Consider the following 21,300-nt stretch of genomic DNA (forward strand, 5'->3'; position numbering starts at 1 on the left):
CGGTGTCAGGCGGCAAGGCTCCCCCTGAGCGCCTCGGTGAGCAGGGATCGGAGCGCCGGCTCGATGATCGGCCTCGGATTGGCGTACGGCTGCGACACCGCCTGGTGGATGACCTCGTCCAAGTCGCCTTCCGACAGACCCACTTCCGACAGGGAGCGTGGTGCGCCCAGGGCGGCGGACGTGCGGGCGAGGTGCTCGGGCACGTCGTCGGTGGCCAGGGCTCTGCGAAGGGACTGCTGCGCCGCCGGCGCCGCCGGTAGGTTGAAGGCCGCCACGTACGGGAGCAGGACGGTGTGGGTGGCGGCGTGGGGCAGGTCGAAGGTGCCGCCGAGGATGTGGCAGAGCTTGTGGTGCAGGGACATGGTCGTCGCGCCCAGGCAGGCCCCGCAGAGCCAGGCACCGCGCAGGGCGTCGGCACGGCGCTCGATGTCCAGCGGGTCGGCGGCGAGCGCGGGCAGCGCCGTACCCATTGAGCGCACCGCTTCCTCGGCCATCGCGGAGACGACCGGGGACGCATCGGGGGCGTACAGAGCCTCGACCGCGTGGGCGACGGCGTTGAAGCCGCTCGTGATCGACACGTCCAGGGGGAGGCGGACGGTGAGCTCGGGGTCGTAGACGACGCTGCGGGGCAAGACCGCGCGGTCCCGGCCGGTGCGTTTGCGCCCGTTCTCGGTCACTCCCCACACCGGGGTCATCTCCGACCCGGCGTAGGTGGTGGGGACGCAGATCACGGCCAGGCCCGTGTCCAGGGCGACCGCCTTGCCCAGTCCGACGGTCGAGCCGCCGCCCATGGCCACGCAGCCGTCCGCGTCGGCGGCTCGCGCGGCCGCCCGGGCCGCCTCGGCCACCTCGACCGGTACGTGCATCCGGGCCTCGGTGAAGGTCCCGGCGCACGCGTCGCCGAGGAGGGCGGCCGCCTCTTCGGCCAGGGCGCGCTGACCGGGCGTGGACAGCACCAGCAGTCGGCGCAGACCCAACCGCTCGGCCTCCTCCGGAAGCTGACGCAGGCTGCCGCTCCCGAAGACGACCCGCATGGGCAGGGCCTCGTAGACGAAGCTCATCGGGAACTCGCCGGCGCCAGCACGATGTCGAAGCGAGCGTGCACGAAGGGCACGGCCACGCCGAGGCGTTCGGCGTCCTGTTCGTCGAATGATTCGGAGAACTCTGTGATCAGGCCGCTCTTCACGGCGAAGACGGCGTCGGAGTCGATGTAGGGGCTGTCGGCGACGAACACATGCGTGGTGACCGGGAGCCGGTTCTCCGCCTGCGCGATGAAGTGGATATGAGCGGGGCGGAACGGGTGGCGGCCGGTGGCGCCGAGGAGGCGGCCGACGGGACCGTCGGTGGGGATCGGGTAGTGGGAGGGCACGACGGTCCGGAACCAGTAGCGGCCCTCGTCGTCCGTCTGGAACAGCCCGCGCCCGTTTCCCGGCGGCTGGACGTCGGGCTGCTGGACGTCGTAGAAGCCCTCCTCGTTGCATTGCCAGACGTCGAGCCGGGCTCCTGGCAGCGGGGTGCCGTCCGCCGTGCGGACCCGCCCGGAGACCACGCACGCCCGGCCGCCCAGCAGGTCGATGGTGTCGCCGAGTTCGCGGTGCGGGGACTCGGTCATGTGGAAGGGGCCGAGGACTGTGCTCTCGGTGCCGTCCTCGGTCCCGTTGAGGGTCTCCACGAGCATGGAGACGCCCAGGACGTCGGAGAGCAGGACGAACTCCTGGCGGGTGTCGTCGCACTTCTGGCCGACGGCGGTGAGGAAGTCGATCGCCTCCTCCCACTCCTCCACCGTGGGTTCGACGTCCCGGACGAAATCGTGGAGGTGACGGGTCAGACTCTCCAGCACATCCCGCAGCCGCTGGTCCTTGGTGTTGCGGAAACTCTCGACGACCGCGTCGGTGGCGGTCTCGACAGTGAAGTCCATGGGCGTTCCCTTCCTGGTCGGGCCTGGCACAGTGGTTCCTTCCGGACCAGGAGTGCCGGAGTGGGTGAGGCGGCGTCCGCCCCCCGACGGGTGAGCACTCAGCAGTCGATGACGGCCTCGGGTCCGACGATCCGGGACACGCAGGCGCACATCTGGTCGCCCTCGGCGCGCTGCCGTGCGGAGAGGAACACATCGCGGTGGTCGATCGTGCCCTGGGCCTCCAGGACGCGGACGCGGCACAGTCCGCATTCGCCGCGCAGACAGTCGTACAGGACCTCGACGCCCGCCTCCTGGAGGGCGTCGAGCATGCTCGTGCCGGCTGGGACCTCGACGGTCACGCCGTGGCGGGGCACCGTGACCCGGTAGGGGCGGGCGGGGTGGCTGCCGCTCGTGCCGAAGGTCTCGAACCTCAGGTCCCCGGGCGGCCGGCCGTCCTGCTGCCAGGCCCGGCGGACGTCACTGAGCAGGCCCATCGGTCCGCAGACGTAGAGCACGCCGCCGCCCGGAACGCCGGCGACCACCTCGGCGGGATCGACACGCGCTCCGCGCGCGGACTCGGCGAGGGTGACCAGGCCGGGGTGGGCGGACTCCAGCTCCGTCGTGAACGCCATGCGGTCGCGGGAGCGGCCCGCGTACACGATCCGGTAGTCGCTGCCCCTGGTCCGCAGGGCCCGGGCCAGTCCGAGGACGGGAGTGATGCCGATGCCCGCGGCGAGCAGCACGCCGGGGGCTCGACCCGGGGTGGGCCGGAACTCGTCGAGAGGGCCGGTGACTTCGAGTGCGTCACCCGGTTTCAGCGTGTGCATCCACAGGGATCCGCCCCGGCCCTCCGGCTGTCGGCGTACGGCCATCCGCAGGAGCCCGTCGTCGTGACCGAGGTCCACGACGGAGTACGAGCGGGTGTCGTCGCCGGACGGCAGGCGCACGGTCACGTCCAGATGGCTGCCGGGCGGTGGAGTCGGGGCCGGTTCCGGCGGACTCAGCGTGATCAGAGCGATGTCCGGTGCCACTTCACGCACGGCCGTCACGGCCGCTGTGCGCTTCACGCCGACCGACGCGTCGTGGCGGCGACGGAGGCGAGCGTGGCGGGGTGGGTGCGTTCGCGGCCCTGTTCGGCGGCGACCTTGGCGTCGATGACGCGCCTGGCCCACATGCCGCCGGCGTCGATGTTGAGGTTGTAGAACTCGTGGTCGGGGTTGGCCTCGATGGCCCGCTGCTGCGCGTTCAGCATGTCCGAGTCCTGGCCGAAGACGTGGGACACGCTCTGCCGCAGGAGGTTGGTCAGGCCCTGGTCGCCCAGGTGGTAGTTGCGGGTGAACGCCCAGAAGTAGTGGCAGGCGCCCGCGGAGGCCGGTGTGACGGTGTTGAGGACGTGGCCGTTGACGCCCGCGCTGCGGTCCCCCTCGGGTGCTCCCGAGCCGGCGGGTGCCACACCGACGTCGATGGTGACCGTCGAAGGCGCGGCGAAGCGGATGATCTGCCACCGGTCGACCGGCCCGCGGTACTCCGGAGCCTTCCGCTTCAACTGCATGGCCAGGAATGGAGGCGCCTCGATGCCATGCATCCAGCGGGTGAGGGTGACGGAGTCCTCGTCGTGCTCCACGTCCGGTTCGGCTTCGGAGAGTTCGTCGTTGGCGAGGCTGTCGGAGTGCAGGAACTGTTCGTGCGTGAGGTCCATGAGGTTGTCCACGACCAGGCGGTAGTCGCAGTCCAGCTGGATGTGCTCGCCGTCGCCCGTCCACTCCGGATCGTCGTTCCAGTGCAGGTCGGGGACGAGCGCCGGGTCGGCCAGGGCCGGGTCGCCGGGCCAGATCCAGACGAAGCGGTGCCGCTCGACGATCGGGTAGGCGGTGACCGCCGCCGAGGGGTTGAGCGTCTCCTGTGCGGGCATCCCGGTGCAACGCCCGTTGGGGCCGTACCTCAGACCGTGGTAGCCGCACACCAGGTTGTCACCGTCGAGGCGACCCATGGACAGCGGAACGAGGCGGTGCCAGCAGGCGTCGGCCAGGGCGACCGGCGCGCCGTCGGCCGTGCGGTACAGGACGACCGGGCGTTCGCAGATCGTGCGGGGGAGGAGAGTACGGCCGACCTCGGTGTCCCAGGCCGCCGCGTACCAGGCGTTGAGGGGATACCCGCGCGGAGCCGCGTCCGCCGTGGTGCCGGTCATCGGGGTTCTCCCGCTCGCTCGGAGCCCGCCAGCCAGGCGGCGCCTTCCCTGTAGAGCCGCTCCACGGCCTCACCGACCAGGCCCGGCAGCCCGGGCTTCACCGTGAATCCGACCTTCGTCTGAACGTAACCGAGGTGGCGGTAGCCGACGGGGAACCGGCCGAGCAGTTCGGGGTCGAGCTTGAGGGAGGCCGCCGGGTCGACGACGTCGAGACGGTCCTTCTCGTAGATGGGCTGCCGACGGACGACCGTCCAATCGCCCGCGTCGTCCCGCGACAGGAAGTCGTAGAAGCGCCCGGTGCACACGACGTCCACCTGCACACCGTCGACCTCGGCTCGTTGACTGATCGTCATCTTCGTCTGCGCGATCGCGCGCGCCCCCATCACATCCGAAGTGTGGCCGCCCAGGAAGTGCAGGATGCTGACGCCGTTGTCGAAGCCCTGCTCGCTGGCGGCGATGAAATCGGCGGCGGGACCCTGGAACCAGGTGGAGCTCATCCAGCCGTCCGGATGCCATACGGTGGCGAAGCGGTCCCAGGCTCCGGCGTCCCGCCACAGTGCCCAGTTCTCCACCAATTGCCTGATGCTCGTCCGATCCGCGTTCATCGACATCTCCGTCTCCTCACGACAGCGAACACCGCCCGCACGGAGCGCGCGGTCAGGTTCCGGTCCGTTCTCCGGGGTCTTCCTCGGACCGGTCCTGATGGAGCCGCTCCAGCAGTCGCAGCCCCTCCAGGGCCCACTCCACCTCGGCGCGGGCACGAGCGATGAGACCGCTGTAGGCGAACGCCTTGAACTCCACGACCGCCGCCTGCTCACTCGGCGGGGTCCGGTCCAGGCGGGCCACGAGCAGGGGGACGCGGCGCGCGAGGATGTCATCACGCTGCTTCTCGTAGGACGCCAGCGCCTCCTCGTAGAAGCGTGCGTGCGCCTCCAACTGGGCACGAGCCGCTTGCGGCCGGGCCCACTCGAAGTAGGCGGCCCGCAGCCGCTGCGGGTCCCGCTCGCGCCGTGGCTCCTCGACCTCGTCCATCCAGGCCCGCAGCTGGTCCCGGCCTGCTTCGGTGAGGCTGTACCGGCGCTTTTTCGCGTGCTCCCCCCGAGGAACCTCCTCGCTCTGCACGAGGCCCGTGGACTCCAGCTTGCGCAGCTCGGGGTAGATCTGCGTGTGCGGCGCGTGCCAGAGGTAACCGACCGAGGCGTCGAACTGCCGCATGGCGTCGAAGCCCGTCATCGGGCGGGCGGCCAGCAGTGCCAGGAGTGCCAGGCGCAGCGACATACGGACCTCCGGGTCGGGTCGGCAACCTCGCCGACAGGTATTAATGTATCTCCATACATACTTGCGTCAACAGTTTCCGGCAAAGTCGACCGGACCGCCCCGCTCGCCCGGGCTGCCGCGTCTTCTGTGCGCGGCAGCCCGCGAGTCCGTCTGCCCGCATCGGCGCACCGGACGTGATTCCGGAGACCGCGAGGACGGCACGGCTAACGCGCGTCACTTCGCCCGCGGACGTTCCGATCCGGCTCCCGGCACTCGACTACGGCTGGTCGCGACCGCGCCCCATCGGTCGGTGACGACTGGTCAGCCCAGCTTCGCGACGATGTCGGCCACCTGTGCGGGCATCGACAGGAATGGCGAGTGCGAGGAGTCGAGCGCTACCACGGAGGTCGGGTTGTCCGGGAAGGCGGCGTCCGCGTCACGGATGAACCTCTGTTGGAGGGCGGGCCGAACTGCCATGTCCTGCGCACAGGTGATGTAGGTGCGGGGCACCCACCCCCAGCCGTCGCGGGTCACGGCGGTGGCTCCGAGCGCGATACCGAGCGGGGCGTCGGGGGTCAGCAGGCCGAGCGCGGCGTCGGCGACGGCCGGGTCGACGTCGCCGAAGAACGCGTCGCGCAGTTGCCGGCGGTAGTCGGGATCGTCGGAGGCGAGGTCGAGGCGCAGGGCGCCGATCACGGCGGGGTCGGCCCGGACGGACGGAGCGACCAGTTCGCCCTCGTTCTCGGGCATCTGGACGTAGGCGAGGGCGGGGGCGTCTGACGCCGGCATGAAGGCGCTGAGGTACACCGCGTGCGCCACGAGTTCGGGCACGAGCTGCGCGGCCCGGGTGAGCACGGTGCCGCCCATGCTGTGGGCCACCACCGTCACCGGGCCGCCGCGGCCTGCCTCCTTGATCTGCGAGACGAGCAGATCGCCGGCCTGATCGAGATCCACCGTGGCCACGGGGGACACCTCGGCCGCCAGAGCCTCAGGAGCGAGCGGGCGTCTGGTGAGGCACTGCGGTCTGACGGCGCGAAGCCCGTGTCCCGCCATGTCCACCGCTGCCGCGGGGCGGCCCATGGCAGCCACGCGGGAGATGACCTCACTCCAGCACCACGACCCGTGCCAGTAGCCGTGTACGAAGATCAGGGGTGTGGAACCAGCGGCCATGGTGACTCCTGGGCGTCGAGGAGAGGTGCGTCGAGACGAGGTGCGGAGGATTCGACCGGATCCGACTGGCGCGGGCCATACGATTTCCGCCTGGCAGAAGAACTCGTCGCTCGGATGTCCCCGCCGGGAACGCTCGACAGGCCCAAGCCTGACGCGGCACCCGCGCCGACGCGTGGTCGGTCGGGGCCGGGCCATCAGCGCTCCTGCTCCTGCTCCTGGTCCGGCTTCTGGTGGTCGATACCGGTGGTGCGGAACCGGCTGCGGTAGCTGCCTGGTGAGACTCCGAGGTTGCGGCGGAAGATCCGTCTCATCGTCTCCGGGGAGCCGAAGCCGACATGCCGTGCGACGAACTCCTGGCTTTCGTCGCCGGTCACCAGCAGAAGCTTGGCCGCCTCCAGCCGGGTGTGTTCCACGTAGCGGGCCGGTGTCATGCCTACCTCGTCGTGGAACATCCGCGCCAGGTGGCGTTCGCTCACGGCGGCGCGAGCGGCCATGGCGGTGGTCGAGTGGTCCGCGGCGGGTTCGAGGACCACCGCGTCCAGGATCTGGCGCAGGCCGCGTGTGGTGGGAGCGCCCGCCTGGGACCAGACGCTGAACTGGGCCTGGCCGCCCGGACGCTGAAGGAAGACGACCATCCACCGGGCGACCCTGCGGGCGACGTCGGTTCCGTAGTCGTTCTCGACGATGGCCAGGGCCAGGTCGGTGCCCGCGCTGATGCCGGCGCCGGTGACGAAGGGGCCGTCCTGGACGAAGAGGGCGTCGGGATCCACCTGGACGCGGGGGTATTCCCGGGCGAGCCGTGCGCAGTGTGCCCAGTGGGTCGTCGCTCGGCGTCCGTCCAGCATCCCGAGGGCGGCCAGCACGAACGCCCCCGTGCAGACGGAGGCGATCCGCGACGCCCGGGGCGCCAGTTCGCGGACTGCCGTCAGGGCCTCGGAGACCGTGTCCGGGGTCAATTCCTCCGGGATGTCATGCGTACCCGGGGCGAAGGTGAAGTCGGCCGGTACACCGCCCGGTACGAAGAGGGTGTCGATGGAGTCGGGGGCGTCCGCCACCGGGATGTCGGCGCTCAGCCGGGTGAACGCGGTCGTCCCGACCGGCTGTCCTGTGGGCGAGACCAGCAGGACCCGGTAGCGGGCCCCGAAGTCGTTGGCCCGGGCGAAGATCTCCAGCGGCGCCGCCACGTCCTGCAGCGTCACCTTGTCGTACAGCACGAAGACCATCGTCCGTTCGGTGCCGTTGTCCGCCACCTCGATGCTCCGGTTCATGGTCCGTTCTCCTCCCGGGGGTGCGGGGCTTCCCCGCATGTCCGAAATTGTGGCTCGTCTGTCCGTTGCGGTCCTTGGCCCCGAACCCCTCCAAGCGCGAACGTGGAGCCGAGCAAATAGTCGAAACCATAACCGCGTCAAGACCTGACAGTTCCATTACCCCATATTGATTTCGCAGCTTCCCTAGGCCTCACCGGCAGGCCCCGGGTGGCTTTTTCTGCGTTTAGCTCACAAGGCTGCGAACGTCAATCCGGGAAATGATTTCTTCAGCTCTCGTTAATTCGCGCGAAACAAAGCGGCTGGAACCTGTTGATGTCTCACCGCGCCATAGCCGACACAATCGGCGCCGAAGGTATCCGCGGTCGATGGTGTTCTGTGAGGGCTCAGGCGGCAGCGGGGGTCGCAGAGATACGAATTTCCCCGTGCCTGGACACCTCTATCCTCTCCTGTCCTTGGTTCCTGCCCTTGGTGGGGAAACCGTCACCTGCCCCTGTTCGGGCACGAATTCCGCCGACGTGAGAACTCGGTGTCAGAGGAGTGTTTGGCCATGCGTCAGCTGGATGCTTTGTCCATCAGTATCGGCGTACTCGGCGGGGTCGCCACGTTGATGACCTCAACCGTCCTGACCGTTCCGGTCTGGGTAATTTTCATCGCCTGGGCCTCGTTCTTCATTCTCGGAGCCGGCACGGGCGGCATGGTGAGCTCGATCGCCTCGAACCTCACCGGCATCGCCATCGCCTCACTGACCCTGCTGGTCATCCACGCCCTGGGCGGTGGCACCGCCGTGGCGGCCGTCGCCGTGGGTGTCGGAAGCGCCGCCATGGTGCAGGCGTCCAAGGTCGGCCTGCTCTCGAAGATCCCGGCGATCGTGTGGGGCTTCGCCTCCACGGTGGGCACCGTGGCCGCCACCGGCCACGGCATCACCACCGCTTCCATCAACAACCCGGCGCTCGTCGCGGCGCTGTCCATGGTCCTGGGCGCTGTGTTCGGCATCGCCTCGGAGTACTGGGGAGCCGCGATGACCACACGCGCGGCCGCGGAGCCGGCCCCGGAAGGACAGTCATGAAACTGCAGCACCACCTGGGCGGCCTGGAGAACCTCGGGCCCGTCACCTACGAGCCCCGCGTCTTCGTCGAGGACTGGGAGCAGCGCATCTTCGGCATCCATGTGGCGATGATGGGCCTGAGTGCCCATCTCGGCGACGCGGTGCCCGAGTACCCCATCGAGGACGTGCCGACGGCCTTCTCGTCGGTCTGGACCTGGGCGGACCTGCGCAAGGGCGCCGAGGCGATGCACCCCTTCGCCTACTTCCAGTACCGCTACTACGAGAAGTGGCTCGGCGGCATCAGCGGATTCTTCCTCTCCCAGGGCTACGTCACGGAGGAGGAGCTGGAGGCGAAGGCCGCGGAGTACCTCCGGGATCCGGGACTCGCCCTGCCCGAGGGCGGGGACGAACGCGTCGACGACCAGGTCATCCGCTATCTGCGCGAGGGTGACTCCCCCCGCCAGGGCCCGGCCGAGTCCCCGGCCTTCGAGGTCGGTGACCGGGTGACCGTCAAGGACGTGCCGCCCACCGAACACACCCGGCTGCCGGGCAACCTGCGCGGTCGTACCGGCACCGTGGAGCGTGTCTTCGAAGGCGACTACGGCTACTTCTGCTCCACCGGCCCGGACGGCATCGGGGAACCCATGCCCGTCTACGCGGTCCGCTTCGAACCCGCCGACATCTGGGGGGAACTCGCCGAGCCCGGAGCCGTGCTCTACGGCGAGCTCTACCAGGCCTACCTCACCCACGCCACGGAGGAACAGCAGTGACCGTTCAGTTCGGATACCCCGAGGACCGCGAAGCCCGCAGTGCCGCCCGCGTACGGGCGCTGGAAGCCCTGCTCATCGAGAAGGGCGTGATCACCGACGCCACCGTCGACAAGGTGCTCGGCTACTTCGAGGCCGACATGACGCCGCTCAACGGCGCCAAGATCGTCGCCCGTGCCTGGACCGACCCGGAGTTCGCCGAACGGCTCGTGAAGGACACGCCGGCCGCCGTCGCCGAACTCGACCTTCCCATCGGCATGGACGGCGCCGAAGGCGAGCACCTGCAAGCCGTGGCCAACGTCCCCGGGGTGCACAACCTGGTGATCTGCACCCTGTGTTCCTGCTTCCCCTGGCCCGTGCTCGGCCTGCCGCCGTACTGGTACAAGGACCCGACCTTCCGTGCCCGCGCGGCCCGGGAGCCCCGTGTGGTGCTGGGGGAGATGGGCCTGGACCTCGAACCGTCCGTCGAGCTGCGGGTGTGGGACAGCAGCGGCCACTCCCGCTGGTTCGTCGTCCCGGAGCGGCCTGCCGGAACCGACGGCATGACCGAGGAGGAACTCGCGTCCCTGGTCACCACCGAATCGATGATCGGCATCGCCGCTGTTCCCGCACCTGCCGCCTGAACCGCGCCCGCATCACAGAAGCCACGACCAGAGATTGGGGATCCCCATGGAGGCTTCCGCCCCCACCACACCCCTGCACGAAAGCTGCGTCACCGACACGAACGCCCCCACCTTCGACGCCGACTGGCAGCGCCGCGCGTTCGGCGTCGCCGTCGCCCTCTCGGAGTTCGGCCACTACCCGTGGGACGCCTTCCAGCAGCAGCTCATCGCCGCCATCGGCGCATGGGAGGCCGCCCCCACGGCCGAACAGGGCAGCTGGCAGTACTACGAGCACTGGCTCGCCGCGCTCGAACAGGTACTGGTCGATCACGGTCTGGTCGCCGAGGACGAGATGCGGGCCCTGCTCGCGGCGTGACCCGCTCCGCGGCCCGGCGTATCAGGACGCCGGTTCCGTACCGCCCACCAGGGCCGCACCCGCGCATGGCTTCGGCCGGCGGGTGCGGCCCGCCCCCTCTCCGGACAACGACGGCACCGCGCGGTGCCCCCCCCCGCCAAGGACGTGAGTGTGACCACAACGACCATCACCGCCGGCCGATGGACCCGCGCAGAACGGCTGCGCATCACGGGCATCGTCGGCGTCATCACCGCCCTGCACATCATCGGATGGAGCCTGTACCTCGCCTACGCCAGTGGCCCGGCAGGCGCCGGTGCCTTCGCCGGAGCCGGGACCCTCGCCTACACCCTCGGAATGCGGCACGCCTTCGACGCCGACCACATCGCCGCCATCGACGACACCACCAGACTGATGATGCAGCGCGGGCGCAGACCCGTCGGCGTGGGCTTCTTCTTCGCCATGGGCCACTCCACCGTGGTCCTCGCCCTCGCCTTCGTCGTGGCACTCGCGGCGGGCGCCGCCGGCTCGGGCATCGACACCTTCCGTCACGTCGGCGGTCTGGTCTCGCAGGTGGTCGCCATGCTGTTCCTGCTGCTCGTCGCCGTCCTCAACCTGATGGTGCTGAACGGCGTGGTCGGCCTGTGGCGGCGCATGACGAAGGGCGGGCTCGACCAGGATGAGCTCGAACTGCAGCTGCTCAACCGCGGCCTGATGAACCGGATCCTCGGCCGCCGTGCCCGCGGGCTGATCCGTTCGTCCTGGCACATGTACCCGGTCGGCATCCTCTTCGGCCTCGGCCTGGAGACCGCCAGCGAGATCACTCTGCTCGCCCTGTCCGCCAGCGCCGCCACCCACGGCTCCGGCCTGCCCACCCTCGCCGTCCTCTCTCTCCCGCTGCTGTTCGCCGCGGGAATGAGCGCCTTCGACACGGCCGACAGCATGCTGATGACACGCCTGTACTCCTGGGCCTACCGCAGCCCCGCCCGCAGGCTCTACTACAACATCGCCACCACCGGTATGACCGTGGCCGTGGCCGCGTTCATCGCCAGTGTCTACGTCGCGGGACTCGTCGCCGACGCCACCGGAGCCGGGGGACCGATCGCCGCCTACGCCTCCCTGGCCGACCACTTCGAACTGCTCGGCTACATCGTCGTCGCCATATTCGCCCTCTCCTGGCTCTCCGCCGCGGCCATGTGGCGCTACCGCGGCCTGGGCGAGAAGTACGGCGACCGGCACGGTGCCGCCGACGAAGCGGCCCGGCGCTCCTGAACCCGTCCTGTGCGTCACCCGGTGGGCATGACCTGTCCGGAGCCGCCGCTGGGTCCGCGATGCGACACCGCCGAGGTGATGAGCCGCATGGTGTCGACGAAGGCGTCGCGGGTGTCGTGCCCGGCGTCGAGCGCGAACGCGATCGGCGCGCCGAAGTCCTGCCCGCCGAACTGCCGCTCGGCGAGCTCGTGCTGCGGATGTGAGAGGAGCCCCGGGTGGGCAACGTGCAGCACGCAGGGATCACCGTCCAGGAACTTGGCCGCACGCTGAGCGTTGGCGAGGCGCCGCCGAAGCGGCAGTGTGATCGAACCCCGGGAGATCAACCAGGCCTTGAAGCCAGAGTCGGGTCGCGTCGGACGCGCGGATCGTGCTTGTCGGGCCGGGAGGGCGGAGTGCTCGGGTGCGGCACGGTACGTCCCCGGATCAGGTGCGGCCGGTGTGTGCCCCGGCCGTCACGGTCGGGTGGCCGAAGGCAGGGAACAGCACCGCCCGGCCGAGGGCGCGGCGACCGTCGGGCCCGGGGTTGTCCGCTCGGGCCGAGCGGGGTCTCAGGCGGTGGCCTGGGGTTGTGCCGGGCTGAGGTGGTGCACGGCTGTCCGGTCGGCGTGCGGGGCGAGCAGGGCCCGCAGCTCCTTCGTCGCGATCTCGAGAAGGGCGCCGTCCCGGTCGGCGTGGAGGGTTTCGAGGACGAAGGTCACGTGGGTGGAGTCCTCGGTGACGCGGGTGCGGTGGGCGTCGCGGTGGTTCCAGTGACGGGTCAGGACCCCGGTGGTGTCGGCGTAGATGATCTCGCCCGGCCTGGGGTTCTCGACGGTGGCGGGTTCACCGAGCGGGGTGAAGGATTCGGTGCCGTCGGCATGGCGGATGTCGACGTCGCCGGTGACCTGGTCGAGGTCGAAGGCGCCGGAGGGCAGGCCGTGGCGGACGGAGACGGTGTTGTAGGAGTCGACGGCAGGGTTGATGCGCGGCAGCGTGCCCTTTTTGGCGAGGCGGCGGCCGAGCGCGTCGACGCTGGGGCGGATGCGGCGGGGGTTGGTGCCGAAGGAGCGGTAGGCGGTGTGCCAGGCCTCGATGCGGGGATCGGTCTCGTCTGCGGGCTGCCACATACCCTCGGCGAACTGTCGCTCCAGGTCCTCCAGAGCGATGGTGGTGTGGGGCCAGGGCTCGTGGCCACGCAGGCCGGTGGCGGTGACCAGGGCGATGAGCGTGTCGGGGAAGGCGTCCGCGACGGCGGGGGCGATACGGAAGGCGGGCATGATCGGGGTTTCCGTTCCTGTCTGCGTGCTGCAGGTGCTGTCGTGGCGGAGGGTCAGGACTTCCAGATACCGACGCGGTCCAGGCGGCGGCGCTGCTGGTGCGCCGCGGGCACGTCCAGGTTCTGGGCGCGTGCGGTGAGGCGGTCGGCCACACCGGTGCGGTGCTCGACGGGCTTGTGGTCGTCGTACTTGAACTTGGCCCGTGCCTCGATGATCTCCAGGCGCAGGCCACGGATACCCGGGAGCATCCGGCCGTAGGGCGGTTGGTCGACGTCGACGGGGGCGTGGTCGCCGTCGGGCTGGAAGTGGGCGAGCTGGCGGCGCAGGAGTTCGGCCTTGGCCTGCGGGTCGTCGACGATGTGAGCGCGGCAGGTGAATTGGACGGCCGTGTAGTAGCTGGTGGGGACGCCGTCGGTGGGCGGGGTGCCGGCCTTGGCGCGCCAGGGGCCGGGGATGAAGGCGTAGTCGCCGAGAACGGTGAAGAGGATGTTCGGGTCGTCCTCAATGGCTGTCCAGACCGGGTTGGGCCGGGCGAGGTGGATCAGCAGCTGGTTCTCATCGCTCGCGAAGTGGGTGGGCACTGCGACGGGCGGGTGACCGGGCGGACCGTTGACAGTGAGCTGTCCGAAGTCGTGGCCTTCGGCGATCCAGGTCTGCCATTCGGCTTCGTCGAGGCTGGTGTCCCAGGGGTGGATGAGCATGCGTCCTCCTGCGGGGGCGGTGCGCTGGCGCGGGGGTTCTGGTCAGGTCAGTGCGAGGAGGCCGACGGCGACGGCGGCGGTGCCGAGACCGACGAGCTGGCTGCGGTGGACGCGTTCGGCGAGGACGGTCCGGGCGAGCAGGACCGTGCCGGCCGGGTAGAGGGCGACGATCACGGCGACGACGGTGAGGTCCCCGCTGCGGGCCGCGAGCAGGAACAGCAGGTTCGCCACGGAGTCGAGCACGCCGGCCAGCGCGGACAGCGCGTACGCGGGCCGCTCCGAGCCCAGTCTGCGTCGGATCGCCCCCGCCGCGGCCAGGGTGATGGCAGAGGAGACCGCCCGGCCCATGATCAGCGGTGCCACCCCGCTGTCCGGCGGCGCCTGGTGCAGGAAGACCAGCTGAAGCGCGATGGCGGCGCCCGCACCGAGGGCCAGCAGCAGCGCCGTACGCGAGGGACGCGTCGCACCGGCTCCGTGCCCGGCGCTGACCAGGACGACCGCCACCAGCGCGAGCGGCAGCCCCACCAGTCCGGTGACGGCCAGACGGTCGCCCTGCAGCAGGCCCACACCGACGGGCAGCGCGGCGGAGACCAGCGCGGTCACGGGCGACAGCACGTTCATCGGGCCGATCGCCAGGGTGCGGTAGAGCAGGGCGAACGCGGCGGCGGAGGCCACGCCTGAGGCGGCGCCCCAGGCCAGGGCACCGGTGCTGAACGAGGCGCCGAGCACCGGCCACAGCAGCAGTTCGACCGCGAGAGACGCCGGAGCGGCGATCATCACGGTGCGCAGCACGTGGGCCTTGCGGGCGCCGAGGCCGCCGAGGAAGTCGGCGCACCCGTAGGCGAGTGAGCTGCCCAGGGCCAACAGCAGAGCGATCACGGCGTATCCCTTACTATCATTGGAACGACTGCACCGTACAACGGAACGACCGCTTCTTGTCAACCAACCGACCGCATAGTGCATTGCAATGACCGAGTGGAGAAGAGGGAGATCGATGGTGGAGACGGGCGCAGCCCTGCGGACGGTCGCGCACAACGTCCGGGCCGCCCGCATCCGCGCGGGCCTGTCCCTGGAGGAGCTCGGCCGCCGCGCCCAGGTCAGCAAGGGGGCCCTGGTTGCCCTGGAGAAGGCCCAGGGCAACCCGAACCTGGCCACGCTGGTCCGGCTGGCCGACACCCTCGGCATCTCGGTGTCCGCCCTGATGCAGGGACCGTCGGAAGGCCGCGTGCGGGTGGCGACCGCGGACGCGGTGGTACCGCTGTGGACCGGGGAACGCGGCAGTGAGGCCCGGCTCATGCTGACGACCTCGGGCCCGGCCCCCGTCGAGGTCTGGCGCTGGCGACTGGAACCCGGCGAGGAGTATCCCAGCCACCCCCACCAGGCCGGAGTCACGGAAACCGTCAGCGTCACCTCCGGCCGGATGACCCTGGTGGTCGACGGCACCGAACACACCCTGGAAGCCGGCCAGACCGCCACGTTCGACGGAGACGCCGCGCACACCTACCGCGGTGCCGGCACCGATACCTGCGACCTGATCATGACCGTCCACCTGCCGCCCGGTCCCCCTGCGACAACCTGACCGCTCGGCGTACGTCGAACAGGTCGCCGATCTGGTCGTCCTGCGGGGCGGCGAACAGGACCGGGGAATAGGTGAGGGGGCGGGGCGGGAGGGAGCATGGGGTCCTGGACGTCGTCGCGGGGCGGCGGCCGGTACGGTGTGGCGGGGTCAGGCCGTTTCGCCGGCGTCGGCGAGCAGGGTGCTGCCGGTCATGAAGGCCGAGAGGTCGCTCGCGCAGAACAGCACCACACGGGCGATGTCGTCGGGCACGCCCAGCCGGCCGAGCGGGCCCGGCTGCATCACGGACTTGAAGGTCTCCGCGTCCATCGGGACGCCGGCGGCCGCGGCCGCCGCCAGGTTTCCCTCGGTCGGCACGAACGTCGGCGCGACCCCCAGCACCCGCACCCCGAACGGAGCGAACTCCAGGGCAAGTTGACGGGTCAGGCCACGCGCGGCGTGCTTGGACCCGACATATGCGGCGAGCCCGGGGCCGACGCCCCGGAACCCTGCGGTGGAGACGACGTTGACGATGACGCCTCCGTGCCCGGCTTCGCTCATCCGGCGTGCGGCCTCCCGGGAGCCCAGGAAGACACCGCGCGCGTTCACGGCGAACACCTCGTCCCAGGTCTTCTCGGGCATCTCCAGCGCGGGAACGGCGGGGAAGATCCCGGCGTTGTTGACCCAGACGTCGAGCCCCCCGAGTTCCCGGACCGCGAGGTCGGCGGCCTGGACGACGCTCTCCGCGTCCGTGACGTTCAGCTGCGCGGCGAGCGCCCGGCCCTGACCGCGGCAGCCGAGGTCCCCGGCGACGGCGGTGGCGAGTTCGGCGTCGATGTCCGCGATGAGCACGTCCGCGCCCGCCTCCACCAGACGTTCGGCGATGGCCCGGCCCAGGCCGCGGGCCGCGCCGGTCACCACGGCACGCCGCCCGGACAGTGAGATCAGCTCGGTGAGGGAGCGGGACGAGACGTCGGGTACGGGTATCTGCACGGTGAGTCCTTCCGGTGGAGAGGCGGTGAGAATGCGGTTGCGGCGGGTGGTCCCGCCCGGACGGGCCAGGTTGGGCAGGCTGGGGCGGGGATGCCGCTCGAACGTCTCCAGGACGGCCTCGGCCAGGCTGAGCTTCGGCTCCTGGCGCCCCCTCGTAGTCGTCTCAGGCCGAGTTCGACGGTTGTCTCGATCACGCACCGGTAGCGGGCCGGGCCGGCCCGCTGGATCAGCCCCGGGAGTGGCTCGATCCGCGCCCACTCGACACCGACGCGACAGACGGCGAGGCCGGCGTCGGCGAGCGGCCGCGTGTCTCGCGGTACCGGTGGTAGCGGTCGCAGGAATCACCGCAGCGGTCCATCCCGGAGAAACCCGGAGCGAATGCGGCATGTCGGCTGCCTTCCTGGGTGTTGACCGTGATGGGCCTGCAGGTGATGAACCGCCGTACCAACATCTACCAGGTGGTTTGTTTTCGCTGGAAAATAGACCGCACGCGGGCGATCGGGAAGGCATTCGTTCGACTTCGTAACCAGAGCGTTACATGTCGTCGGGTGGGGTGTCGTGTCGAACGGGCGTGGCATGCACATCTGGGCGGCCAGGGGCTTGGCCCGACGCGCGTCATGTCAGATGAGGGGTCAGCGGGGTCCGGAGCCTTTGAGACCGGGCTGGACGGCGTCGGAGTCCGCAGGCTGATGGGCGCCCGTGTCCAGTGCCGTGATCGCCTCCACTTCGTGCGGGGCGAGCGTGAAGTCGAAGATGTCGATGTTGCCCTTGATGCGTTCGGTGTTGCCGGACTTGGGGACGGCCGAGAGGCCGAGTTCGATGTGCCAGCGCAGGACGATCTGGCCGGCGGTCCTGCCGTACTTCGCGGCCAGACCGGTGATCACGGGATGGACGAGCAGATCGGTGCCTTTGCCCAGTGGACTCCACGACTGCGTCAGGATGCCGTGGCCTCGGTGGTATTGGCGCAGTCCGGCCTGAGCGGTCAGGGGCGAGAGCTGGATCTGGTTGACCGCGGGCACGGTGCCGGTCTCGTCGATGAGCCGGTCGAGGTGGGACGGCTTGAAGTTGGACACCCCGATCGCCCGCGCGTGTCCGTCGGCCAGCGCCTTGGCGAACGCCCGCCAGGTGGGGACGTACAGGTCCTGTGCGGGGAGCGGCCAGTGGATGAGGAAGAGGTCGACGTAGTCGAGGCCGAGTTCGGCGAGGGAGGCGTCGAGGGCGCGCAGCGCGTGGTCGTAGCCGTGGCTGACGCCATGCAGTTTGGTGGTGACGAAGACGTCCTGTCGGTCGAGGCCGGATTCCCGGATCCCACGCCCCACGGCGTCCTCGTTGCCGTATACGGCGGCGGTGTCGATGAGGCGGTAGCCGTCGGTGAGGGCCGCGGAGACTGCGTGCTGTGCGTCGGTGCCCTTCAATGGCCAGGTTCCCAGGCCGAGTTGTGGCATGGTGACGCCGTTGTTCAGGGTGAGGACAGGGGATGCGGCACTTGTCATGGCGATTCGGCTTCCTGGTGCGTGGGAGGTGGCGGGGGAGGCCTCAGTTCGGGTAGAGGCCGCCGTCGAGAGTGATCACCTTGTTGGTGAGATAGGCGTTCGTCAGCATGGAGACGGCCATGTCGGCGACTTCGCGGGGTTCGCCCAGGCGGCCGACGGGGATGGGTGCGGGGAGTTTCCCGTCCTCGCCGGTGCCGGCGGGCAGGATGCGGGTGCCGCCGATGAGCGCCGGCGCCAGCGCGTTGACCGTGACGCCGTCACCGGCCGTGCTCGCGGCGAGGGAGTGCGTGAGGCCGTGCAGGGCTGCTTTGCTCGCGGCGTAGTGCGGGCCGATGATGCCGCCGTTTAGGGCAGCGACCGATGACACGAACAGGATGCGTCCCCAGTGGCGTTCTGTCATGTCCGGGATGACCGCCTGTGCCAGCAGGAACGGTGCGCGGACATTGACGGCCATGGTCACGTCCCAGGTGTCGGCATCGAGATCGCGCCAGGCGGTCCGCGCGCCGATCCCGGCCCCGGCGAAGAGCACGTCGACCGGGCCGAACAGACGCTTGCTGTCCGCGACCAGGGCGACCGCGGCCTCAGGGTCGGCCAGGTCGGCCTGCAGTACGGCTGCCCTTCCCGCGCCGTGGTGGGAGTTGATGGCCTCCGCGGTTGCCTCGGCGTCCTCGCGGTGGCCGCTGCAGGCGAGGGCGATCCGGGCTCCCGCCTCGGCCAGGCGCAGGGCGGTGGCCGATCCGATGCCGCCGGAGGCGCCGGTGACCAGGGCTGTGCGGCCGGCGAGCGGTGCTTGCCGGAAGTCGTCGTTCATTGGTCTTTCCTCACATCGTGCAGCACGGCGCGGGGAGCCGGTCGGCCCGTGGTCGGCCCATCTTCCGCTCGCTCCCGCGCCCCCTTTGCAACGCTTCGGTTACATTGCCATCCTGGGGTGCCTCGAACACGTTGTCAACCGAAGCGTTACATTGGTGGCTATGCCGTACGACTCCGATGCCACGAAAGCCCGTATCTTCGATGCCGCGGTCGCCGAGTTCGCCGAGGTGGGGATCGGTGGCGCGCGCATGGAGCGGATCGCGGAACGGGCGCAGGCCAACAAGTCGCTGATCTACCGCTACTTCGGCAGTAAGGAGCAACTGTTCGCGGTCGTCCTCATGAGTGAGCTCAGGAAGCTCGCCGAAGCCGTCTCGATCGACCCTGACCGCGTCGCCGAATACGTGGGTGAGCTCTTCGACTACCACGTGGCCCATCCGGACCTGATCCGTCTCATGGTGGCCGAGGGGTTCAGGTACGGCGCCTCGGACGTACCGGACCAGCAGTCTCGCACCGCCTATTACCAGAGCAAGACCGAAGCCATCCGTGCGGCCCAGGAGTTGGGGGTTGTGGCCGACTCCCTTGATGCCCGCAGCCTGGTCCTCGCGCTGCTTGGCCTCGTCGGCTGGTACTTCGCCGCGCCGCAGATCTCCCGCATGGTCATGGACGGTGATCCCTACGACCCTGCCGTACTCGCCGCGCACCGCGCGGCGCTGACCGAGGCTGCGCGCCGGATCGTCGCCTAGTGCTGCGTTTCTTGAACGGTGTACCCATATCGGCGTCGTAGTCGGCGGGTTGGCGGTGCGGGTCTGCTCCGGACTCGGGCGGCATGGGAGTTGAGCTGTCTGGTTGGGAGGGCGATGGAGGGGGTGATGTCGTCGCGGTTGGCGAATGACTGGCCGACTGGACCTCAATCCTGCTAGGGCGCCTGGCTGTTGCCCTCGAACAGCAGTCGTACGAAGTCGGTGACCGGTCCGACGATGTCGAGTTCCTGGTCGAGGATCCACTGCAGCTGGAGTCCGTTGAGCACGGCTTGGAAGAGGACTGCGGCGCTCTCGGGGGAGACGCCCTGGCGGAGCGTGAAGCGTGCGGCCTCGTCCGGGAACCCGTCTGAGAACTGGGCGCGGCTGCGTTCGTAGCGGTCGACGAAGTACGTGTGCGCGGGGTGGTCCGGGCGTGAGGCCGCCGCCGCGAGCTCGATCCACAGCCGCATCAGCTCGGGGGCCTTCTGGTGGTGCCGGATCAGCTCGGCGAGGTACGAGCCGAGGCGTTCGGTGCTGTCGACCTCGTCCACGCCCTGTTGCCAGTCCTCGGAGTCGCGGTCGGCGAGCACCTCGGCGAGGAGTTCGTCCTTGTTGTGGAAGTGGTGCAGGAGGCCGGCGTGGGTGATGCCGGCCCGCTCCGCGATGTCGCGCAGGGAGGCGTTGGCGTAGCCGCGCTCGGCGAAGCTGTCGCGCGCCGCTCGTACGATCTCGGCCCTGCGGGCCGGTGTCTTCGCGTACGGCCCCCGTGCCTTTGCCTGGCCCACGGTGTGCTCACTCTCCTCGACGGCACCCAGCTCAAAAATCTACTACACGGTCGAAATTTGGCGTGTCGTCTTCGACGGCTGACTGAAGATGTAACGCTCTGATTACGAAGTTCGATCGTGCACTTCCTGGCCTTCTCGTGCAGGCCTAACGTCGAAGCGAAAGCCGACCAGTTGGTAAGAGTCGACCCCTCCCGGGGTCGGTCTCTCGATCGCGCGTTGTGGGCGCGGTGTCTCAAGTGTCCGTGGTGGTCCCCTCGTAGCGCTGGAGGAACTGCTCCACGAAGTTGAGGGCCTCGGCGTGACGGGTCGTCATGCCCATCGTGTTCTCCATCATGATGATCCGGCCGAGGGCGTTCGTCAGCATGAGCAGTACGGCCGGGGATGCTTCGGGTGGCAGTTCGACGCCGGTTTCCGTGAGTCGTCGGGTGAGGGCCGCCAGTTGTGCCTCGCGGTAGCGGTCGGCGAAGGCGGCGAGTTCGGTGCGGATCGCCTTGCGGTGGTTGGCCAGGGCGGCGAACTCCGTGGTCAGCGCGTTGCCCGGGTGGCTGGCGATCCGCCAGAGGGTGTGCAGCGGCTGTGGGCCGTCCAGCAGGCGGGTGACCCGCTCCATCTCGTGCTCGCCGCGCCGTCGCAGCATCGCGAGGAACAGGTCGTCCAGCGTGCGGAAGTAGTACAGCACCAGTGCCGGTGCCACCTCGGCCTCGCGGGCCACCCGGCGGATGCCCACGGAGGCGTAGCCCTCCTCCAGCATCAGCCGCTCGGCGACGTCGAGCAGGACCTGGCGCGTCTTGGAGTTCTCGGTGCCCATGCGGCGAGGCGCAGTCATGCCGCTCATTGTCCTTGACGGCCCGGGCTCGCGCTGTTAAACAGTTGTTCAGCGCTCGTGTTAAACACTCGTTCAGCGCGAAAGGGGGGCCACGCCGATGGCTCGCTCTACGGATACCCGCGCTCTGGGCGTCGAGGATCCACGGCTGTTGACCGGCACCTGTGTCGACGACGTACGGCCCGGCAACTTGCTGGGAGAGCCAGCCGGACGTCCGCCAGCGGGCCTGCCGAGCCCCCGGCAGCCGTACTCATCGACCGCGTAGACACGAGCGTCCCCAACGCCTCGCGTCGCCGGCCATCGCCCTGGCCGCTGTGCTCCTGCTC

Annotated in this window: 23 protein-coding genes and 1 pseudogene; 7 read left to right on the plus strand and 17 right to left on the minus strand. The window is 69.8% G+C overall.

All coding sequences use genetic code 11. The features are described from left to right. Positions 1 to 5: 5 nt before the first annotated feature. From ACIPSJ_RS40760 to ACIPSJ_RS40795, 8 genes are all read right to left on the minus strand, one after another. A complete protein-coding gene (locus tag ACIPSJ_RS40760) occupies positions 6 to 1,061 on the minus strand; it encodes a maleylacetate reductase (protein ID WP_401353488.1) in 1,056 nt (351 codons plus the stop codon). Then, positions 1,058 to 1,918 (minus strand): dioxygenase, encoded by an 861-nt coding sequence (locus ACIPSJ_RS40765; protein ID WP_401353490.1) that lies wholly within the window; start codon positions 1,916 to 1,918, stop codon positions 1,058 to 1,060. The genes ACIPSJ_RS40760 and ACIPSJ_RS40765 overlap by 4 nt, the downstream gene beginning before the upstream one ends. A 98-nt stretch (positions 1,919 to 2,016) precedes the next feature. Then, a complete protein-coding gene (locus tag ACIPSJ_RS40770; RefSeq protein WP_401353492.1) occupies positions 2,017 to 2,937 on the minus strand; it encodes a PDR/VanB family oxidoreductase in 921 nt (306 codons plus the stop codon). Positions 2,938 to 2,960: 23 nt separating this feature from the next. Beyond that, positions 2,961 to 4,085, minus strand: coding sequence for a Rieske 2Fe-2S domain-containing protein (locus ACIPSJ_RS40775; RefSeq protein WP_401353494.1), 1,125 nt, complete (start codon positions 4,083 to 4,085; stop codon positions 2,961 to 2,963). Further along, a complete protein-coding gene (locus ACIPSJ_RS40780) occupies positions 4,082 to 4,696 on the minus strand; it encodes a nuclear transport factor 2 family protein (RefSeq protein WP_401353496.1) in 615 nt (204 codons plus the stop codon). Before ACIPSJ_RS40780 ends, ACIPSJ_RS40775 begins: the two co-directional genes overlap by 4 nt. A gap of 46 nt (positions 4,697 to 4,742) precedes the next feature. Then, the gene (locus ACIPSJ_RS40785; protein ID WP_401353497.1) at positions 4,743 to 5,363 is read right to left on the minus strand and encodes a PadR family transcriptional regulator; all 621 of its coding nucleotides are present in this window, start codon (positions 5,361 to 5,363) and stop codon (positions 4,743 to 4,745) included. Positions 5,364 to 5,663: 300 nt separating this feature from the next. Next, complete coding sequence (locus ACIPSJ_RS40790) at positions 5,664 to 6,512, minus strand: alpha/beta fold hydrolase (protein WP_401353499.1); 849 nt, start codon at positions 6,510 to 6,512, stop codon at positions 5,664 to 5,666. A gap of 194 nt (positions 6,513 to 6,706) precedes the next feature. Then, positions 6,707 to 7,780, minus strand: a complete 1,074-nt coding sequence (locus tag ACIPSJ_RS40795; RefSeq protein ID WP_401353501.1) for a GlxA family transcriptional regulator — start codon at positions 7,778 to 7,780, stop codon at positions 6,707 to 6,709. A gap of 547 nt (positions 7,781 to 8,327) precedes the next feature. On the opposite strand from ACIPSJ_RS40795, the gene ACIPSJ_RS40800 reads away from it, so the two are divergent. The 5 genes from ACIPSJ_RS40800 (at position 8,328) to ACIPSJ_RS40820 (ending at position 11,818) form a co-directional block, all read left to right on the plus strand. Further along, a complete protein-coding gene (locus ACIPSJ_RS40800) occupies positions 8,328 to 8,846 on the plus strand; it encodes a DUF1097 domain-containing protein (protein ID WP_401354046.1) in 519 nt (172 codons plus the stop codon). Beyond that, positions 8,843 to 9,595 carry a nitrile hydratase subunit beta gene (nthB, locus tag ACIPSJ_RS40805; protein WP_401353503.1) on the plus strand — a complete coding sequence of 251 codons (753 nt, stop codon included), beginning with the start codon at positions 8,843 to 8,845 and terminating at the stop codon, positions 9,593 to 9,595. The genes ACIPSJ_RS40800 and nthB overlap by 4 nt, the downstream gene beginning before the upstream one ends. After that, a complete protein-coding gene (gene nthA / locus ACIPSJ_RS40810) occupies positions 9,592 to 10,215 on the plus strand; it encodes a nitrile hydratase subunit alpha (RefSeq protein WP_401353505.1) in 624 nt (207 codons plus the stop codon). Before nthB ends, nthA begins: the two co-directional genes overlap by 4 nt. A gap of 46 nt (positions 10,216 to 10,261) precedes the next feature. Continuing rightward, positions 10,262 to 10,570 (plus strand): nitrile hydratase accessory protein, encoded by a 309-nt coding sequence (locus ACIPSJ_RS40815; protein ID WP_401353507.1) that lies wholly within the window; start codon positions 10,262 to 10,264, stop codon positions 10,568 to 10,570. Between the two features lie 150 nt (positions 10,571 to 10,720). Next, on the plus strand, positions 10,721 to 11,818 hold the full coding sequence (locus tag ACIPSJ_RS40820) for a HoxN/HupN/NixA family nickel/cobalt transporter (RefSeq protein ID WP_401353509.1): 1,098 nt from the start codon (positions 10,721 to 10,723) through the stop codon (positions 11,816 to 11,818). A gap of 14 nt (positions 11,819 to 11,832) precedes the next feature. Here ACIPSJ_RS40820 and ACIPSJ_RS40825 read toward each other — a convergent pair. From ACIPSJ_RS40825 to ACIPSJ_RS40840, 4 genes and pseudogenes are all read right to left on the minus strand, one after another. Beyond that, positions 11,833 to 12,147, minus strand: a pseudogene (locus tag ACIPSJ_RS40825) (PLP-dependent transferase); the annotation flags it as partial. Between the two features lie 219 nt (positions 12,148 to 12,366). Next, complete coding sequence (locus ACIPSJ_RS40830) at positions 12,367 to 13,074, minus strand: B3/4 domain-containing protein (RefSeq protein WP_401353511.1); 708 nt, start codon at positions 13,072 to 13,074, stop codon at positions 12,367 to 12,369. A 53-nt stretch (positions 13,075 to 13,127) separates the two neighbouring features. Next, positions 13,128 to 13,775, minus strand: a complete 648-nt coding sequence (locus ACIPSJ_RS40835; RefSeq protein ID WP_401353513.1) for an FMN-binding negative transcriptional regulator — start codon at positions 13,773 to 13,775, stop codon at positions 13,128 to 13,130. A 42-nt stretch (positions 13,776 to 13,817) separates the two neighbouring features. Further along, positions 13,818 to 14,654: an EamA family transporter gene (locus ACIPSJ_RS40840; protein WP_401353515.1), complete on the minus strand. Its 837-nt coding sequence runs from the start codon at positions 14,652 to 14,654 to the stop codon at positions 13,818 to 13,820. 115 nt (positions 14,655 to 14,769) lie between these two features. On the opposite strand from ACIPSJ_RS40840, the gene ACIPSJ_RS40845 reads away from it, so the two are divergent. Continuing rightward, the gene (locus tag ACIPSJ_RS40845) at positions 14,770 to 15,354 is read left to right on the plus strand and encodes a helix-turn-helix domain-containing protein (RefSeq protein ID WP_401353517.1); all 585 of its coding nucleotides are present in this window, start codon (positions 14,770 to 14,772) and stop codon (positions 15,352 to 15,354) included. A 147-nt stretch (positions 15,355 to 15,501) separates the two neighbouring features. Here the strand turns inward: ACIPSJ_RS40845 and ACIPSJ_RS40850 are convergent, their stop codons facing one another. The 3 genes from ACIPSJ_RS40850 to ACIPSJ_RS40860 all read right to left on the minus strand — a co-directional run bounded on the left by ACIPSJ_RS40850 (position 15,502) and on the right by ACIPSJ_RS40860 (position 18,627). After that, complete coding sequence (locus tag ACIPSJ_RS40850) at positions 15,502 to 16,323, minus strand: SDR family NAD(P)-dependent oxidoreductase (RefSeq protein ID WP_401353519.1); 822 nt, start codon at positions 16,321 to 16,323, stop codon at positions 15,502 to 15,504. A 632-nt stretch (positions 16,324 to 16,955) separates the two neighbouring features. Beyond that, positions 16,956 to 17,816, minus strand: coding sequence for an aldo/keto reductase (locus ACIPSJ_RS40855; protein WP_401353521.1), 861 nt, complete (start codon positions 17,814 to 17,816; stop codon positions 16,956 to 16,958). A 43-nt stretch (positions 17,817 to 17,859) separates the two neighbouring features. Continuing rightward, positions 17,860 to 18,627: an SDR family NAD(P)-dependent oxidoreductase gene (locus ACIPSJ_RS40860; protein WP_401353523.1), complete on the minus strand. Its 768-nt coding sequence runs from the start codon at positions 18,625 to 18,627 to the stop codon at positions 17,860 to 17,862. A gap of 160 nt (positions 18,628 to 18,787) precedes the next feature. Between ACIPSJ_RS40860 and ACIPSJ_RS40865 the strand changes: the two genes are divergently transcribed. Continuing rightward, a complete protein-coding gene (locus tag ACIPSJ_RS40865) occupies positions 18,788 to 19,369 on the plus strand; it encodes a TetR family transcriptional regulator (RefSeq protein ID WP_401353525.1) in 582 nt (193 codons plus the stop codon). Between the two features lie 173 nt (positions 19,370 to 19,542). On the opposite strand, the gene ACIPSJ_RS40870 is transcribed toward ACIPSJ_RS40865, so the two are convergent. After that, positions 19,543 to 20,151 carry a TetR/AcrR family transcriptional regulator gene (locus ACIPSJ_RS40870; protein WP_401353527.1) on the minus strand — a complete coding sequence of 203 codons (609 nt, stop codon included), beginning with the start codon at positions 20,149 to 20,151 and terminating at the stop codon, positions 19,543 to 19,545. A gap of 232 nt (positions 20,152 to 20,383) precedes the next feature. Beyond that, positions 20,384 to 20,977, minus strand: a complete 594-nt coding sequence (locus ACIPSJ_RS40875; RefSeq protein ID WP_401353529.1) for a TetR/AcrR family transcriptional regulator — start codon at positions 20,975 to 20,977, stop codon at positions 20,384 to 20,386. Positions 20,978 to 21,300: the final 323 nt, after the last annotated feature.

This window comes from Streptomyces sp. NPDC090088, from assembly GCF_044747345.1.
Classification (GTDB): domain Bacteria; phylum Actinomycetota; class Actinomycetes; order Streptomycetales; family Streptomycetaceae; genus Streptomyces.

What these genes read in the sequence shown, in the direction of transcription:
- ACIPSJ_RS40760 (WP_401353488.1), bottom strand. Translation starts at nt 1,061, where the DNA reads ATGAGCTTCGTCTACGAGGCCCTGCCCATGCGGGTCGTCTTCGGGAGC.
- ACIPSJ_RS40765 (WP_401353490.1), bottom strand. Translation starts at nt 1,918, where the DNA reads ATGGACTTCACTGTCGAGACCGCCACCGACGCGGTCGTCGAGAGTTTC.
- ACIPSJ_RS40775 (WP_401353494.1), bottom strand. Translation starts at nt 4,085, where the DNA reads ATGACCGGCACCACGGCGGACGCGGCTCCGCGCGGGTATCCCCTCAAC.
- ACIPSJ_RS40780 (WP_401353496.1), bottom strand. Translation starts at nt 4,696, where the DNA reads ATGTCGATGAACGCGGATCGGACGAGCATCAGGCAATTGGTGGAGAAC.
- ACIPSJ_RS40785 (WP_401353497.1), bottom strand. Translation starts at nt 5,363, where the DNA reads ATGTCGCTGCGCCTGGCACTCCTGGCACTGCTGGCCGCCCGCCCGATG.
- ACIPSJ_RS40790 (WP_401353499.1), bottom strand. Translation starts at nt 6,512, where the DNA reads ATGGCCGCTGGTTCCACACCCCTGATCTTCGTACACGGCTACTGGCAC.
- ACIPSJ_RS40795 (WP_401353501.1), bottom strand. Translation starts at nt 7,780, where the DNA reads ATGAACCGGAGCATCGAGGTGGCGGACAACGGCACCGAACGGACGATG.
- ACIPSJ_RS40800 (WP_401354046.1), top strand. Translation starts at nt 8,328, where the DNA reads ATGCGTCAGCTGGATGCTTTGTCCATCAGTATCGGCGTACTCGGCGGG.
- nthB (WP_401353503.1), top strand. Translation starts at nt 8,843, where the DNA reads ATGAAACTGCAGCACCACCTGGGCGGCCTGGAGAACCTCGGGCCCGTC.
- ACIPSJ_RS40815 (WP_401353507.1), top strand. Translation starts at nt 10,262, where the DNA reads ATGGAGGCTTCCGCCCCCACCACACCCCTGCACGAAAGCTGCGTCACC.
- ACIPSJ_RS40830 (WP_401353511.1), bottom strand. Translation starts at nt 13,074, where the DNA reads ATGCCCGCCTTCCGTATCGCCCCCGCCGTCGCGGACGCCTTCCCCGAC.
- ACIPSJ_RS40835 (WP_401353513.1), bottom strand. Translation starts at nt 13,775, where the DNA reads ATGCTCATCCACCCCTGGGACACCAGCCTCGACGAAGCCGAATGGCAG.
- ACIPSJ_RS40845 (WP_401353517.1), top strand. Translation starts at nt 14,770, where the DNA reads ATGGTGGAGACGGGCGCAGCCCTGCGGACGGTCGCGCACAACGTCCGG.
- ACIPSJ_RS40855 (WP_401353521.1), bottom strand. Translation starts at nt 17,816, where the DNA reads ATGACAAGTGCCGCATCCCCTGTCCTCACCCTGAACAACGGCGTCACC.
- ACIPSJ_RS40860 (WP_401353523.1), bottom strand. Translation starts at nt 18,627, where the DNA reads ATGAACGACGACTTCCGGCAAGCACCGCTCGCCGGCCGCACAGCCCTG.
- ACIPSJ_RS40865 (WP_401353525.1), top strand. Translation starts at nt 18,788, where the DNA reads ATGCCGTACGACTCCGATGCCACGAAAGCCCGTATCTTCGATGCCGCG.
- ACIPSJ_RS40875 (WP_401353529.1), bottom strand. Translation starts at nt 20,977, where the DNA reads ATGACTGCGCCTCGCCGCATGGGCACCGAGAACTCCAAGACGCGCCAG.